Raw genomic sequence first — 13,461 nt, 5'->3', positions numbered from 1 at the left:
GAAATTTAGTTATAAAACGATAATATTTTTAGGCGTGAAAATATATAAATGAGGTGAAATTTAATAAAATATCGATATAATTGTTACAAAATCAGTCGAAGTATGGAAAAAATTACGCCTTGATTTTCGTCTGTTACATAGTATTTTTGCAATAATAGAATTAGATAATAGCCTTATTACCTATAAATAATGAAGAGTATGAGAATGATAGTTGTAACGTGAAACATATATAATAGAAGAAACTCAATTTAGTAGATAAATAAAAAACGCAGGAGTGTAAACTCCTACGTTTTTGTTTATTCATATCGTAAACATTCAATTGGATCCAGTTTGGCAGCTTTGTTAGCTGGTAGTAGTCCGAATGCAATACCGATTAGCATTGAAATACCTACTGCAAGAAGTCCAAGTTCTTTTGAGACAACGAGTGGCCATCCAGCAAAGATTGAGACGATCCAAGCGAAGAAAATACCGAGCATGAATCCGATGAAACCACCAAGTCCTGTTAAAATACAAGATTCGATTAAGAATTGTGTTAATACTTTACCACGTGTTGCACCAAGTGCTTTACGAATACCAATCTCACGTGTACGTTCTGTTACAGATACGAGCATGATGTTCATTACACCGATACCACCAACAAGTAAGGAGATAGCAGCAATACCACCAAATACCATTTTCATCATACCGATTGATTCGTCTAGTTGTTTCGTAAATTCACCTAAGTCTTGTGCTTCGAATTTGTGCTCAAATTTAGGAGCTTTCATTTCGTTTAAGACAGAAACGGCTTGTTTTTCTACACTTTTACGTTCTGTCGGAGAGGTCATTGTTAATCTTACAGAGTCATACTCATTTACTCCTGAAATGACAGGCGCATTTTCAAGTGATGTATAACCTTCAGGCATAGGCATTCCAAAGTCGTTTTTCGTTTCGTATACACCAACTATTTTATACGGCTTTCCTTTTATATCTGTGTATTGATTTGATTCCCAACCACTGCTAAATAATTTGTTGAAAGCTTCTTCATTTAATATAACAGCAGGGATTGCTTGGTTTAATTCACTGTCATTTAATTCACGACCGTGAACTAATTTTATTTTCGAATCTGTCATAAAGGCGCCTGTTCCACCTTTTAAATCAAGATTTACATCTTTTGAACCAGCAGATGCTTTTACTTTCATACTTACGTCTGGATACACATCTTTAACGCCTGGTACAGTTTGCAGACGGTTTAGCATATCAGGTGTGATTTTGGCACTATCTGTTCCGTAATCAGGATTGTTGTAGTAAATCGTTACTTCGTTATCTTTTCCTTGGCCTAATTCTTTTTTAAACTTTGCGTTTGTACCATCACCCATTGAAATGATAGTAATAATGGCACTAATACCGATAATAATACCTAACATCGTTAAAATAGAACGCATTTTATGAGCAAAGATAGAGGAAAGGGCCATGCGTATATTTTCACTCGTATTCAAAATTAACCTCTCCAATCTTGGACGATATTTCCGTCACGAATTACAATTTGACGTGCTGCAGCTTCCCCGATTTCACGGTCATGAGTAATCATAATGATTGTTGAGCCTTGTTTATTTAATTCGTAAAAGAGGTCCATAATTTGTGTGCTTGTTTTCGTATCAAGTGCTCCCGTCGGTTCATCGGCTAAAATGAATTTTGGGTTATTTACGATTGCACGTGCAACAGCGACACGCTGCTTTTGTCCACCTGATAATTCGTTCGGTAAGTGAGTAGCGCGATCAGCTAAACCGACTTTTGTTAAAGCAGCTAATGAGCGCTCGCGTCTTTCTTTTTTATCGACTCCAGCGTAAATAAGGGGTAGTTCTACATTTTGAAGCGCTGTAAGTCTCGGTAATAACATGAAGTTTTGGAATACGAATCCGATCTCTTTATTACGTACGTGTGCAAGTTCTGTTTCAGTCATGTTTGAAATATTTTGACCGGCTAGTTCGTACGTACCTGTCGTCGGTTTATCTAAGCAACCGATAATGTTCATTAATGTTGATTTACCAGAACCAGAAGGTCCCATAATAGAAGTGAATTCTCCTTGGTTCAGTGTTACGTCAATTCCGTGTAATATTTGAACGGATTCTGCACCATTTTGGAAGGATTTCGTGATGCCTTTTAAGTTAATCACTGGGCGACAACCTCCATACCATCTTTTAAGTCTTTTTCAGGTTTAGAGATAATTTCCTCTCCTTTTTTCACTCCAGAAACTTTTGCTTCGCTATCAGTCTCGAATTCAACAGTAACTGCTTGTTCTTTCGCCTTACCGTCTTTTACAACGAAGACAACATTTTTGTCACCTTTTTTCACGATACTGCTTTTCGGAACAATTGTACCAGTTGCTTCGCCAGATTTACTTGTTACGTAAACGTGGAAGCCGTTTTGTAATTCGTCACTATTATCTAATGTGACAGTGAATTGATAGTTAGAAACAGTTTTATTTTCATCCATGCTCTTTAATGGTGTAGAACCGATTTCTGTTACTTTTCCTGTCCAAGTCTTACCAGCGACAGTTTTTGATGAAACAGTTACTTCTTGCCCAACTTTCATACTAGCAAGCTCATATTCAGAAAGTTGACCTTTTACTTTAAATTGACCAGCGTGACGAAGAGTAATTCCGCTCATACCTGTTTTTTCGTCAGCAGTTTTTACGATATCATCAATTACGCCATCAGCAGGACTTGTTACAGAAAGAGTGTTTACTTTCTCTTTTGCTGCTTTAATCATTTCATCAGCTTTTTCAACTTCAAACTTTTTCATTTCAAGTTGTGATTCTAATTGCCCAACTTCAGCTTCTGATGCTTTTAATGCTTCAGCGGGAAGGCCTGCATTTTTATCTTTTTGTAATTTTTGTTTCGCCGCATCAATTTGTTTTTGGAACAACGTTACTTCTTTTTGTGCGATTTTCTTTTGCATTTCTGCTTCTGTTACACCTTGTTTAGCAGTCGGGTCATTGTATTTAAATAGAAGCTGACCTTTTTTCACTTCATCGCCTTTTTTTACAGCTAATTCATATGTTCCTTTTGTTGGATCGAATGAAATAGTTTCAATTCCATTTGGAATAACTTCGCCACCAAATTTTTGCGCGTTTTGGATTTGTTTTTCAGTTACTTTATATCCGCTATATGCCATTGCTACTTCTGAACCGCCCCCAGCAAATGCAAAGTATGATCCAGCTGCAATTCCGATTGCTACTACACTAGTAATTAACACCTTATTTTTCTTTTTCATCTATTTATCACCTTTTCGTTCGTTTTAGTATCTACATTAAGTATAGAAGAGGTGAAGAATCTGACAAATCGTTTTAGCTTACAATAACCTTACAGTTTTGTAAGGTATGAATATGTAAATGTAAGGTAGAGGTTGTCCTATTGTAAGCAAATGAATTGACTCGTTGTTTCTTTCTTACAATAATATTGTATGAAGGAGAGGAGGAAGGAAGATGGAAGCTTATTTTAGTGCGCATCCATTAAAACCGTTTATTCCATACTCAAGGCAACATGCCATTATATTATTTATTATGTTGGTGGGGATATTTTTTCTGTATCAATACCAAGATTTATTACGTCAAAATGAGTGGAATATAACGGTTCGATATGCGATTGCATTTTTATTTATAGGTAGTGAAATTGGGCTTCATATGTGGGAGTGGAAAGCGGGGATTTTTGAGCTAGCTACTTCATTACCGTTTGAGTTATGTACAATTAGTTTGTTGTTAGCGTCGATTATGATTGTAACGAAAAGTTATCGAATATATGAGATTGTATTTTTTACGGGAATTATTGGTGCATCACAAGCCATTTTAACACCAAATTTGCAATATGCTTTTCCGCATTTTCGTTTCATTGAATATTTTATCGCGCATGTATTGCTTATTTGGGCACCACTCTTTATGACTTGGGTGGAAGGCTATAGACCGACCTTGCAATCTATTAAGCGTACGATGATATTTTTAAACATATTGATTCCGCTTGTTTCGTTTGTGAATTATAAAACAGGTGGTAATTATATGTTTTTAGCTCATAAGCCAGAAACAGCTTCATTACTCGATATGTTAGGACCGCATCCTTACTATATTATTTCATTAGAACTCGCAGCGCTTATTGGGTGTTTTATTTTATATATTCCGTTTGCGAAAAGAGAAAGGCATGCGCATAAAGAATCACTAGGATCATAGCTTAGTGATTTTTTGTCTTTGAAATATTTACAATTCAGAAAATTAAGAATAAAATTAGGGGGTAAATTATAGAGAGAGAAGGGTGAAAATGGTCAAAAAGGTATTTTTGAATGGGATGGAAGTGACGATTCAATTTCTTATTTCGATTTTGGGGATTATTTGTTTAGGAGCACTGCCGAAATTATTTTATGGATTTGAGCTGCATGCATCAGAGTACATACAGAGTTTAAAAGAAGTGTTTGTGAACTTAATGGATATTTCCAATTTGCAATATGTGAAAGGTAAATTTTTATTTCCGCAGCTGTTCGTTCATTATAAAGAAACGATTATTATTTTTTTAGCTGCTTTTTTTATTTCATTATTTGTAGCATTTTGTATTGTTTATGTAATTATGAGTAGTTCACCGCGTATGCAACAGCGAATTAAATCATTTCTTATCTTCCTAGAATCCATTCCAGATATCCTTCTTATTTTAGTATCACAAATTTTAGTTGTATGGTTTTTTAAACAAACAGGTTTTTTACCTTTTCAAATTGCTTCAATTGGAGGCGAGTCGATTAGGGGGTTGCCAATATTGTGTTTGAGCATCCCGACTACGATTATGTTTGTAAAAATGGTCGTGCTTCGTTTTGAAAATGAACTAGAAAAAGATTATGTACTATTTGCTAAGGCGAAAGGGCTGGGGCGCTTTCATATTTTAAATCGTCATATTTTACGAAATGTGTTGCTTAGTACATTATTCTTTGCGAAAACGAATATCTTTTTTATGTTATCTAATTTATATATTATAGAATGGATTTTTAATACGGGTGGTATTTTTATGTTTTTGAAATCGTATTTTGGTATTAGAGTTGAGGTTTTCATCGTTAGTGTGCTTCTTATATATATCCCGATTTTTATTTTATTTAAATTGTTTCATTATCTCATTCCGGCTGCGATGAAGGAGAGATTATAATATGTGGACGTATATAAAACGTGATAAAAGATTTTGGATAAGCATTGGGTTTCTTCTCCTATTAGTTCTTTTGAGCATCGGAAATACGTTATGGAATGATGGACATATTAGACAAATTACATTGCAATATGATGCGGATGAAAATCCACAAGTGCCACCGTTTCCACCTTCATTCCAATTTTTACTCGGGACAGACCGGAAAGGGTATGACCTGTTACATTTAGTCATTGAGGGCGCGAAGTGGACGATTGGTATATCTATTTTAATTGCGGCACTTAGAATGGTAATAGGTGTGTTTTTCGGTGTCGTACTCGGAACGTATATAAAAAGAGGATTTTCAAAAATTGAGGCTTTCTTTGATAGTTTTACAGTTATTCCAACAGTTATGATTGCGTATTTTTTTCTTCAATCTGCAAATGCATTTGGAAGCGGAGAGGAGACAACAACCTTTTTTGAAAGGGCTTCGTTTCAAGTGGTATTACTTGTACTGCTTGTAATGCCAGTTATTGCACTGTATGTTGCGAAGGAAGTTCGTAAATTGCGAACGGAAGAATTTGTTGATGCCGCACGCATATTAGGTGGATCGAGAAGACATATTGTTATAAAACATATTTTTCCGCATCTCTATATGACTTTTATACTCGTATTTCTTCAGCAGTTTACGCAGACTCTTACTATTTTACTGCACTTAGGATTACTTGAAGTGTTCTTTGGTGGGACTGTTACGTTTGGTGGACCTATAAAAGAGGTGGAATCTTATACGCATGAATGGTCAGGTTTAATTGGAGTATACTTTAGGGCATTAACAGTGAATCCGTGGATTCCTCTCGTTCCGATTACATTTTTTGGGCTTACTATTTTTTCAGGAAATATGATTGTAAAAAGTATCGAAGAGGCGATGATGAAAGTAAGGTTAGGAGGAGAGCTAAAGAAGGATGTTGTAGAAGAGGAACAATCTGTTGTGCAGTCGAAAGAAGAGTTATTTACTTTTAAACATACGATGTGAAGAGAAAGAAGAAGCAAGCATGGATTTCATGCTTGCTTCTTTTCTTTATTTTGTAGAAACTTCACCTGCAGCTTCTGTTTGCGGAATAAAGTATCCAATTATACCACCGATTATTGCTGGAATGATCCAGCCAATTCCTAAGTTATAAAAAGGAATGGTGTGTACGATATTAGCGATAAAATCTGGTATCATTTCCACATTATCAAGTGCATGAATACAGCTAATAATAAACGCTGCGATCATCGCTCCAATGTAGACAGAAGGTTTACGTTTCGTATATTTATCGATAAATGATACGAAAACTAAAATGATCGTAATTGGGTACAAAATAATTAATACAGGTAAAGTAATTTTAATTAATAAGCTTAATCCTAAGTTTGAAATAACGAAACTAAAGATACAAACGTATAGTACAAGCTTTTTGTATGAAACATTTGTTAGCACTGTTGTGAAGTAATTTGCAAATGCACTTACAACACCAATTGCCGTTGTTAAACAAGCGAAGATAATGGCGATACTTAATAAAATATTACCGCTTGTCCCAAAAAATTGATACATAACAGTAGCTAATAGCTGCCCACCATTTTCGAATTGTCCTAAGTTTCCGTTTGAAGCTCCGATATAACCGAGTAAGAAGTAAACAATTGTTAAGAATAGAGCAGCGATACTTCCGCAAATGATTGTATATTTCGCGATAGATTTCTTCTCTTGTATACCGTTTTGACGAATTGCATTTACAACAATTGTTGATAGTACGAGAGCGCCAATTGCATCTAACGTTAAAAATCCTTCAAGAAATCCTTTGAAAAACGGGATGTCTTTATAGTCACCGATAGGCTCTGCAAACGTTCCTGGTGAAAGAATCGCTTTTGTTGCCATAATTGCAATAATTACAAGTAAAATTGGCGTTAATATTTTACCGATATGATCTACTAGCTTGGATGGATTTAATGATAAGAAGTAAACGACTGTAAAGAAAATCGCACTAAAAACTAACATAGAATACCATTGATCTGGGAAAAGTGGTGCAATCCCGATTTCATAAGATACAGATCCAGTTCGTGGAATAACAAATAGTGGGCCGATTGAAAGATAAATAATGATAGCGAATACTGCTGCGAATTTTGGATGAACACGGCTCGCTAAAGTGTTAAAACTACCACCAGCAAGGGCAACAGCAACGATAGCAAGTAAAGATAAACCGACGTCTGTAATAATAAACCCTGTAATGGAAACCCACATATTTTCTCCGGAAGAAAGACCGAGAAGGGGCGGGAAAATCATATTACCAGCACCGAAGAAAACTGCGAATAGTAATAAACTAATCGAAAGTATTTGCGCTGGTTTTAAAGTTGTATGCATATAAAGAAAATCCTCCTAATGAGTGTTTTTGTCGAAAATTCAAATAATTTGTCGAGTAACTGTTATTATTTTAAAGGTCTGATGACTAGAAAGCAATAGGGAATTTTGAAAATATTAAAAAATAATGCATTAAATCGAATAAATATACTATTTATATGTTTAATAGGAAGGATTTAACTTTTAACATAAAAAAACACATATCGCTAGGATACGTGTTTTAAAAAAATATTTTTTTATCGCGTTCTTCTTTTAAAATTTCAACTGCTTCTCGGAAACGTTGTGAATGGACAATTTCTCGTTCACGTAAGAAGCGTAGGCTGTCATTTATATCTGGATCATCTGATAAGTTAATGAGCCATTGATATGTTGCGCGTGCTTTTTCTTCAGCTGCAATATCCTCGTATAAATCGGCAATTGGATCACCTTTAGCCTGTATATAGGTTGCAGTAAATGGAACACCAGCAGCGTTATGGTAATGAAGAGCACTGTCATGATCAGCGTAATGAGGGTCAAGACCAGCAGCTTTCATTTGTTCAGGGGTCGCATCTTTCGTCAGCTTATAAACCATTGTAGCAATCATTTCAAGGTGAGCAAATTCTTCTGTACCAATATCAGTAAGTAGGCCAATGACTTTATCAGGAATTGTATAACGTTGATTTAAGTAACGTAGTGCAGCAGCTAATTCTCCATCTGCACCACCGTATTGCTCGATTAATAATTTTGCAAGTGCGGGATTGCAAGTTCCCACTTTAACTGGGTATTGTAATTTCTTTTCATAAATCCACATAGTTTCTCTCCTTTATATTTGCCATGGCCAAGGACCTTTGCTCCATTCCCAAGGGGCATTAGAATAGCTATTTCCAAACTGTTGGAGTGGTCCGTATTTTTCTTCCATCTTTTGTTTTAATACTCTCCGTTTATAGGAAAAATCATTAAATTGATTAATCGCAGCGGTGTCATCTGGATGTGTATCTAAATAAAGAGTGAGTTCAACTAGTACAAAGTCTAATTCTTGAAGCTCCAGTAAAAGCTGATAGTATTCTTCTGGTAGCGATTGATTCACGTCAGTAGTCACCGCCCTTTTTTATAAGGATTTTCATAATAGTCATAAAAAACAGGCCATAAAGTCCCTTTTTGTAGTGCTTCTTTTGGTGTGAATTGCGGCAAGTTTGGCGGTTGAAAGCCTAAAAATAAATTAGGAGGAGTAGAATAATATTTTTTTCCGATAGGAGGACAAGGATCGAGAGGGCTATGATAGGGCACGAATGATCTCATATATTTATTCACGAATAAACCTCCTTACATGTTCATTACTACGTATTGTATTCAGACATAATGAGCATTTATGACACATATAAAAAAGTAATAGGTACGGGGGGAATGAATGTGGAGACTGTGAAACAATTCATTGTATTGGAAGTAAAGAACTTAAAGGAAACTCTGTATTTTTATGAAGGGATTTTAGGGATAACACCTAGTTCAGAAAGGCCGCAATTAGATATTACAGGGGTTTGGTATGATACTGATTCAACGAGAATTAGTTTTGTGATGAATCGCAGTTTGGGCGGGCGTGAGAAGAGTGTTACGGACTCAGTTGATGTTCTAACCTTTTCAATTTCTAACATAGGGAATGTAAAGAAGAGGTTAGTATTTTATAAAATCGCATATACAGAAAACAAAAGTGAGAAGAGTATTGTGGTACAAGACCCGGATGGATATAAACTTCAAGTGATAGAGAAGGATGAATAGACGGAGGGGATTTAGTGGAGAGAAATTATGAAGAAAGTGCGTTGTTTGAGCATCAATTTTGGTTAAAGGTACTTACTGATCATGCACAATTTTTACTGGATGCATTAGCTCCGAAGGAAAAAGAGGATATAAAAAAAGCTACTTACTTTGTTGAAACATTTACGAATTTGTTAAATAAAGTTCGGAATGTGAATCTGATGGCATTTTCAAAAGAGGCAGAACAAGCCGCTAAGGAGATTCGGGCGTTTAAATTAAATATTATACAGAAACAGCTGGAAGGGAAAATTACTATTCATTTTACGCCAACTTTTATTAATCATATGGTAAACGAAGTGGAAGAGTATATAACAGTTTTAGAGTTTTTGAAGAAAGGGGAAGTTCCGCCTGTTTTTCATGAATTACATTATCATCTCGTTTGGTTAACGGATGCGGCTGGTCATGCAGGCTCTATTTCTGGTGGATTAGATCTTGTTGAAAAAAGATTGAAAGAGAAAAGCGAAGAATTTACGAAGCATTTTGAACAATTTTACTTAAAGGCAGTTGAAATGACAGGGTATTTACGGACAGAGCTGCATCATTTTCCTGCATTAAAGAAGTTTACGAAAGATGTTTCACTTGAATTGAAATTATTTTCGCATTTTTTACATGAAGTGGAAGAGCTCGAGTTATCTCATGAAGTATTAAGTGCATTATCAGCTAGAATGGCAGATCATATGGCAAGAGAAGAATGTTACTACTTATTAAAACTAGCTCAATCGTCTGGACTTGAAATGCCGAAATGTAATCCGCTTTAAAGAAAAAGAGGTCAATTTTATTTGGCCTCTTTTTCTGTTTTATTGTCTTTTTTTATTTTTGCTTGTTCAATGCTTGCCTGTAATGTCTCCATAATATTAATGATGTTCGGAGCTGGAGAGATTGTTTCGGTTTTTTCCTGCTGTTCAATTTTGTTTTCGATTAGTTCGGTAAGGGCTTCTTTATACTCATCTGTATACATCTCTTGTTCAAAAGGATTTGTAAGATGGTGGATTAAATTGATTGCTGCTGTGAGTTCTTGTTTTTGAATCGGATAATTTTCGTTACTTGGTAAGTTAGGTGTATTTGTTATAGCGCGAATTTCATTAGGGTAGTGAATAGTTTGCAACATAAGACCATCCTCAAAGTTACGGATAATAGCTAAATGTTGTTTTTTTCTAATAGAAATATGAATAAGCCCAAGTTTATTTGTACGTTCAAGAGCTTCTTTTAATAATAAATACGATTTTTCATGTCCTGGGGTAGGACCTATAAAATAAGAGCGATCATAAAGAACAGAATCGATTTCGTTATTTTGGACAAAAGATATAATACGAATGGATCGTGGTTCATGAGCTTGTTGTAATTCAGCTAATTCTTTTTCATCCATAATAATATATTTATGAGGTGCGTATTCATAGGCTTTTACAATATCGTTATCATCAATTTCTTCATCCGTACAATCAGGAGCAAATTTTTTATATTTAATAGGTGTTAAACATTCTTTATGGAGGCTTAAAAATTTTATATCGTTTTCTTCTACGGCACTGTATAGTTTAATTCCTATATTTAATAGTCCAAGTGAAAGTGCACCTTTCCAGACGGTATGCAAATGAAACATCTCCTTTCGTTCAAAAATGATTATGTATATTATGAGATAGTAAGAAATTTCCTATACGTTTTTTGTTTTTTACGAAAGGGATTGGGATATAAAATATATTGACAAGCCCTCTGAAATATTTTAATGTGAGTGTATAAAATTGTGTATAAAGGGGAGTAACTTATTACAGTAAAGTCGTCATTACAGGGAGAAACCCTCGGCTTTATTGGCAACGTTTCGTTGTTAGTGAGACCTTTACCAGCAATGGTAAAGGCCCCTTTCTGTCTTTTTGAGGACCCTTACCATATTTGGTAGGGTCCTTTTCGTATACAAAGAGAGGAGATATAAAAATGAAAAAACTTATTAGTAGATTAAGAGTTGTATTTCATGTTCGCCGATTTGTTCCATTCCTATTTGACTTTTTTACTTCAAAAGAGGTTTCAATAAAGAAGAAAATTTTATCTGTTGCTTTTTTAGTTGGTTATGTTGCGATGCCGCTTGATTTAATTCCAGACTTCCTACCGTTTATCGGTATTTTAGATGATATTGGAATTGTGTTATTTATTTTGAACCGAATTGTAAAAATGGCGCCAGTTCAATTACAAGAAAAGCATAACGTAAACGTAGGATAGGAGTTAAAATATGGAGCAAATGATTTTAGATATAATCGAGTTTTTAAAGCAGTTTTCTTATTTTGGAGTTGTATTGGCTTTAACGTTCGAATTTATTCCGGCAGAAGTTGTTTTGCCTATGGTTGGGTATTGGGTATACGAGGGAGATATGAATTTTTGGCTAGCTGTATTAGCTGGAACACTTGGCGGAACGACAGGACCGTTAACGTTATACGCACTTGGTTATTATGGTGGTCGTCCGCTATTAATAAAATACGGAAAATACTTCTTTATTAAAGAAGAACAAATTCAAAAAGCAGATGATTTCTTTGAGAAATATGGACCAGTTGTAGCATTTGTTGGACGCTTTGTACCAGGGGTTCGAACGCTTATTTCTGTTCCGTGTGGTATGGCGAAAATGAACATATGGAAATTTAGTATATATACATTTGTAGCAATGTTCCCGTTAACGACTTTGTATGTTTATTTTGGAATGAAATTAGGTCCGCATTGGGAAAAAGCAGCGGATGTTGTTGGACAATATATGCTACCGATATTAGGAGGCGTTATTCTTATTGTTGCTAGTATCTTTGTCTATAAATATATGAAGAAAAGAAACAAAACGGAATCTATCTAGTCATTTGAATATTTTTTGAAAATAGATGAATAGTACAGGCAAAAGACTCTGAGGGACATACACATATAGGGAATATAAAAGAGAGAGGGGAAACAACTATGTCTTGTGAGTGCTCAGGGTCAGCATTAACTTGTTGTCCAGATAAAAATTATGTGCAAGATAAAGTGTGTAGTCCGTGGTCTGCTACTGTAGTTGCAACAGCAATTGATAATGTTCTCTATACAAATAATATTAACCAAAACGTAGTTGGTACTGGTTTTGTTAAATATGATGTTGGACCAGGCCCAATTACTGTAGAAGCGCTTGATTCTGCTGGGGGTACAATTGATACACAAACATTAAACCCAGGAACGAGTATTGCTTTTACGTATCGTCGCTTTGATAGTATACAAGTTGTGTTACCTGCAACACCTGCTGGAACGTATCAGGGAGAATTTTGTATTACAACACGTTATCCACTTTCATAGCAGAATAGGAGAGGATCGAAATGGGAATGAGAAGTTCCAGTTTGTCTTGTTGTTCTAATAAAACACTTGTGCAAGACCAAGTATGTACAGACTGGTCTATTACAGGTGCTGGTACTCAAATTGTATATACAAATAATATCACGCAAGAAGTATATGGTTCAGGTTACGTGAAATATGATGTAGGTGCGAACCCGATTACAGTTGATTTTTTAGTTGGAGCTACAGTAATTGATACAATTACTGTACAACCGCAAAGTAGTGGTACTTTCACTGTCCGATATTTTACGACTGTTCGAATTACTACGACAGGAACAACTGTTAATCAAGGAGAGTTTTGTATTACTGTACGTTATCCGATTTCATAAAAAAGCATACCGTAAATGGTATGCTTTTTTATTGAGAAAGCAATGAAATTGGTATTCTATAAGCAACATGTAAATTCGCAACAGTACTTACCTTCTAAATATAGTGAAGGGTTACTTTGTATATTGATAATACTGACTGACTCTAAGTCTTTTCCTGTGTAAGATATTGTATTACCAGGAAACACAGTGAAAACATTAGTTACTGCTCCAACAATTTGAATCATAATTGCTTCCGTGCTGCTAGTACTATTGTAAACCGAGACAGTACCTGATATAAGTAGTATCCCATCACTTTGCCACAGTATCATTAATTGTGATCCATCTTTGACAGAGGGGATGGTGTTATTCGTTATGAGGAAATTTCCTGCAAATTCATTTGTTACTCGTTCACAATTTGGATTTGGAGGAGGGGGCGGTGGACAAGGGTCTGGATAAATGATAGATAAAGGAGCGAAACAGCCAATATTTTTTTTGTTCTTCAATACAACCCCTCCTTTTA

Annotated in this window: 18 protein-coding genes; 9 read left to right on the top strand and 9 right to left on the bottom strand. The window is 35.2% G+C overall.

Going from position 1 to position 13,461, the window contains the following annotated elements; translation table 11 throughout:
• Positions 1–296 precede the first annotated feature (296 nt).
• Genes HMPREF2590_RS24670 through HMPREF2590_RS24660 form a run of 3 tightly spaced genes read right to left on the bottom strand, consistent with a single transcriptional unit; the run spans position 297 to position 3,252 of the window.
• Positions 297–1,451, bottom strand: a complete 1,155-nt coding sequence (locus HMPREF2590_RS24670; RefSeq protein ID WP_406741370.1) for an ABC transporter permease — start codon at positions 1,449–1,451, stop codon at positions 297–299.
• Positions 1,452–1,477: 26 nt separating this feature from the next.
• Entirely contained in the window at positions 1,478–2,152 is a 675-nt protein-coding gene (locus tag HMPREF2590_RS24665; RefSeq protein WP_000609104.1) for an ABC transporter ATP-binding protein, read from the bottom strand.
• Complete coding sequence (locus HMPREF2590_RS24660) at positions 2,149–3,252, bottom strand: efflux RND transporter periplasmic adaptor subunit (RefSeq protein WP_000728828.1); 1,104 nt, start codon at positions 3,250–3,252, stop codon at positions 2,149–2,151. The genes HMPREF2590_RS24665 and HMPREF2590_RS24660 overlap by 4 nt, the downstream gene beginning before the upstream one ends.
• A 211-nt stretch (positions 3,253–3,463) precedes the next feature.
• Here HMPREF2590_RS24660 and HMPREF2590_RS24655 point away from each other — a divergent pair, with 211 nt between their 5' ends.
• The 3 genes from HMPREF2590_RS24655 to HMPREF2590_RS24645 all read left to right on the top strand — a co-directional run bounded on the left by HMPREF2590_RS24655 (position 3,464) and on the right by HMPREF2590_RS24645 (position 6,159).
• On the top strand, positions 3,464–4,198 hold the full coding sequence (locus tag HMPREF2590_RS24655) for a YwaF family protein (protein WP_000388679.1): 735 nt from the start codon (positions 3,464–3,466) through the stop codon (positions 4,196–4,198).
• 88 nt (positions 4,199–4,286) lie between these two features.
• The gene (locus HMPREF2590_RS24650) at positions 4,287–5,153 is read left to right on the top strand and encodes an ABC transporter permease subunit (RefSeq protein ID WP_000239676.1); all 867 of its coding nucleotides are present in this window, start codon (positions 4,287–4,289) and stop codon (positions 5,151–5,153) included.
• 1 nt (position 5,154) lies between these two features.
• A complete protein-coding gene (locus HMPREF2590_RS24645) occupies positions 5,155–6,159 on the top strand; it encodes an ABC transporter permease (protein ID WP_000269946.1) in 1,005 nt (334 codons plus the stop codon).
• A 45-nt stretch (positions 6,160–6,204) separates the two neighbouring features.
• Here the strand turns inward: HMPREF2590_RS24645 and brnQ2 are convergent, their stop codons facing one another.
• The 4 genes from brnQ2 to HMPREF2590_RS24625 all read right to left on the bottom strand — a co-directional run bounded on the left by brnQ2 (position 6,205) and on the right by HMPREF2590_RS24625 (position 8,808).
• Positions 6,205–7,521 carry a branched-chain amino acid transport system II carrier protein BrnQ2 gene (brnQ2, locus tag HMPREF2590_RS24640; RefSeq protein WP_000557553.1) on the bottom strand — a complete coding sequence of 439 codons (1,317 nt, stop codon included), beginning with the start codon at positions 7,519–7,521 and terminating at the stop codon, positions 6,205–6,207.
• Between the two features lie 217 nt (positions 7,522–7,738).
• A complete protein-coding gene (gene cotJC / locus HMPREF2590_RS24635) occupies positions 7,739–8,308 on the bottom strand; it encodes a spore coat protein CotJC (RefSeq protein WP_000265273.1) in 570 nt (189 codons plus the stop codon).
• Between the two features lie 12 nt (positions 8,309–8,320).
• The gene (locus HMPREF2590_RS24630) at positions 8,321–8,584 is read right to left on the bottom strand and encodes a spore coat protein CotJB (RefSeq protein WP_001076510.1); all 264 of its coding nucleotides are present in this window, start codon (positions 8,582–8,584) and stop codon (positions 8,321–8,323) included.
• A gap of 8 nt (positions 8,585–8,592) precedes the next feature.
• Positions 8,593–8,808 (bottom strand): spore coat associated protein CotJA, encoded by a 216-nt coding sequence (locus HMPREF2590_RS24625; protein ID WP_001046257.1) that lies wholly within the window; start codon positions 8,806–8,808, stop codon positions 8,593–8,595.
• A gap of 48 nt (positions 8,809–8,856) precedes the next feature.
• Here HMPREF2590_RS24625 and HMPREF2590_RS24620 point away from each other — a divergent pair, with 48 nt between their 5' ends.
• Entirely contained in the window at positions 8,857–9,270 is a 414-nt protein-coding gene (locus HMPREF2590_RS24620; RefSeq protein ID WP_001986206.1) for a VOC family protein, read from the top strand.
• Between the two features lie 14 nt (positions 9,271–9,284).
• Positions 9,285–10,064: a DUF2935 domain-containing protein gene (locus HMPREF2590_RS24615; RefSeq protein WP_000440975.1), complete on the top strand. Its 780-nt coding sequence runs from the start codon at positions 9,285–9,287 to the stop codon at positions 10,062–10,064.
• A gap of 17 nt (positions 10,065–10,081) precedes the next feature.
• Here the strand turns inward: HMPREF2590_RS24615 and ku are convergent, their stop codons facing one another.
• Positions 10,082–10,894, bottom strand: a complete 813-nt coding sequence (gene ku, locus HMPREF2590_RS24610; RefSeq protein ID WP_003311213.1) for a non-homologous end joining protein Ku — start codon at positions 10,892–10,894, stop codon at positions 10,082–10,084.
• A 338-nt stretch (positions 10,895–11,232) separates the two neighbouring features.
• Here ku and HMPREF2590_RS24605 point away from each other — a divergent pair, with 338 nt between their 5' ends.
• From HMPREF2590_RS24605 to HMPREF2590_RS24590, 4 genes are all read left to right on the top strand, one after another.
• Complete coding sequence (locus HMPREF2590_RS24605) at positions 11,233–11,514, top strand: YkvA family protein (protein ID WP_000733852.1); 282 nt, start codon at positions 11,233–11,235, stop codon at positions 11,512–11,514.
• A 10-nt stretch (positions 11,515–11,524) separates the two neighbouring features.
• The gene (locus HMPREF2590_RS24600; protein ID WP_000437066.1) at positions 11,525–12,130 is read left to right on the top strand and encodes a DedA family protein; all 606 of its coding nucleotides are present in this window, start codon (positions 11,525–11,527) and stop codon (positions 12,128–12,130) included.
• A 98-nt stretch (positions 12,131–12,228) separates the two neighbouring features.
• Complete coding sequence (locus HMPREF2590_RS24595) at positions 12,229–12,597, top strand: DUF3992 domain-containing protein (RefSeq protein ID WP_001277540.1); 369 nt, start codon at positions 12,229–12,231, stop codon at positions 12,595–12,597.
• Between the two features lie 20 nt (positions 12,598–12,617).
• Entirely contained in the window at positions 12,618–12,962 is a 345-nt protein-coding gene (locus HMPREF2590_RS24590) for a DUF3992 domain-containing protein (protein ID WP_000525814.1), read from the top strand.
• A 56-nt stretch (positions 12,963–13,018) separates the two neighbouring features.
• Here the strand turns inward: HMPREF2590_RS24590 and HMPREF2590_RS24585 are convergent, their stop codons facing one another.
• Complete coding sequence (locus tag HMPREF2590_RS24585) at positions 13,019–13,444, bottom strand: S-Ena type endospore appendage (RefSeq protein ID WP_000791330.1); 426 nt, start codon at positions 13,442–13,444, stop codon at positions 13,019–13,021.
• Between the last annotated feature and the right edge of the window lie 17 nt (positions 13,445–13,461).

Origin of the sequence: Bacillus sp. HMSC036E02 (assembly GCF_001836235.1) — a bacterium.
Lineage (GTDB): Bacteria > Bacillota > Bacilli > Bacillales > Bacillaceae_G > Bacillus_A > Bacillus_A cereus.
Note: the sequence above shows the minus strand (reverse complement) of the source record. Positions and strands in the feature narration are given on the sequence as shown.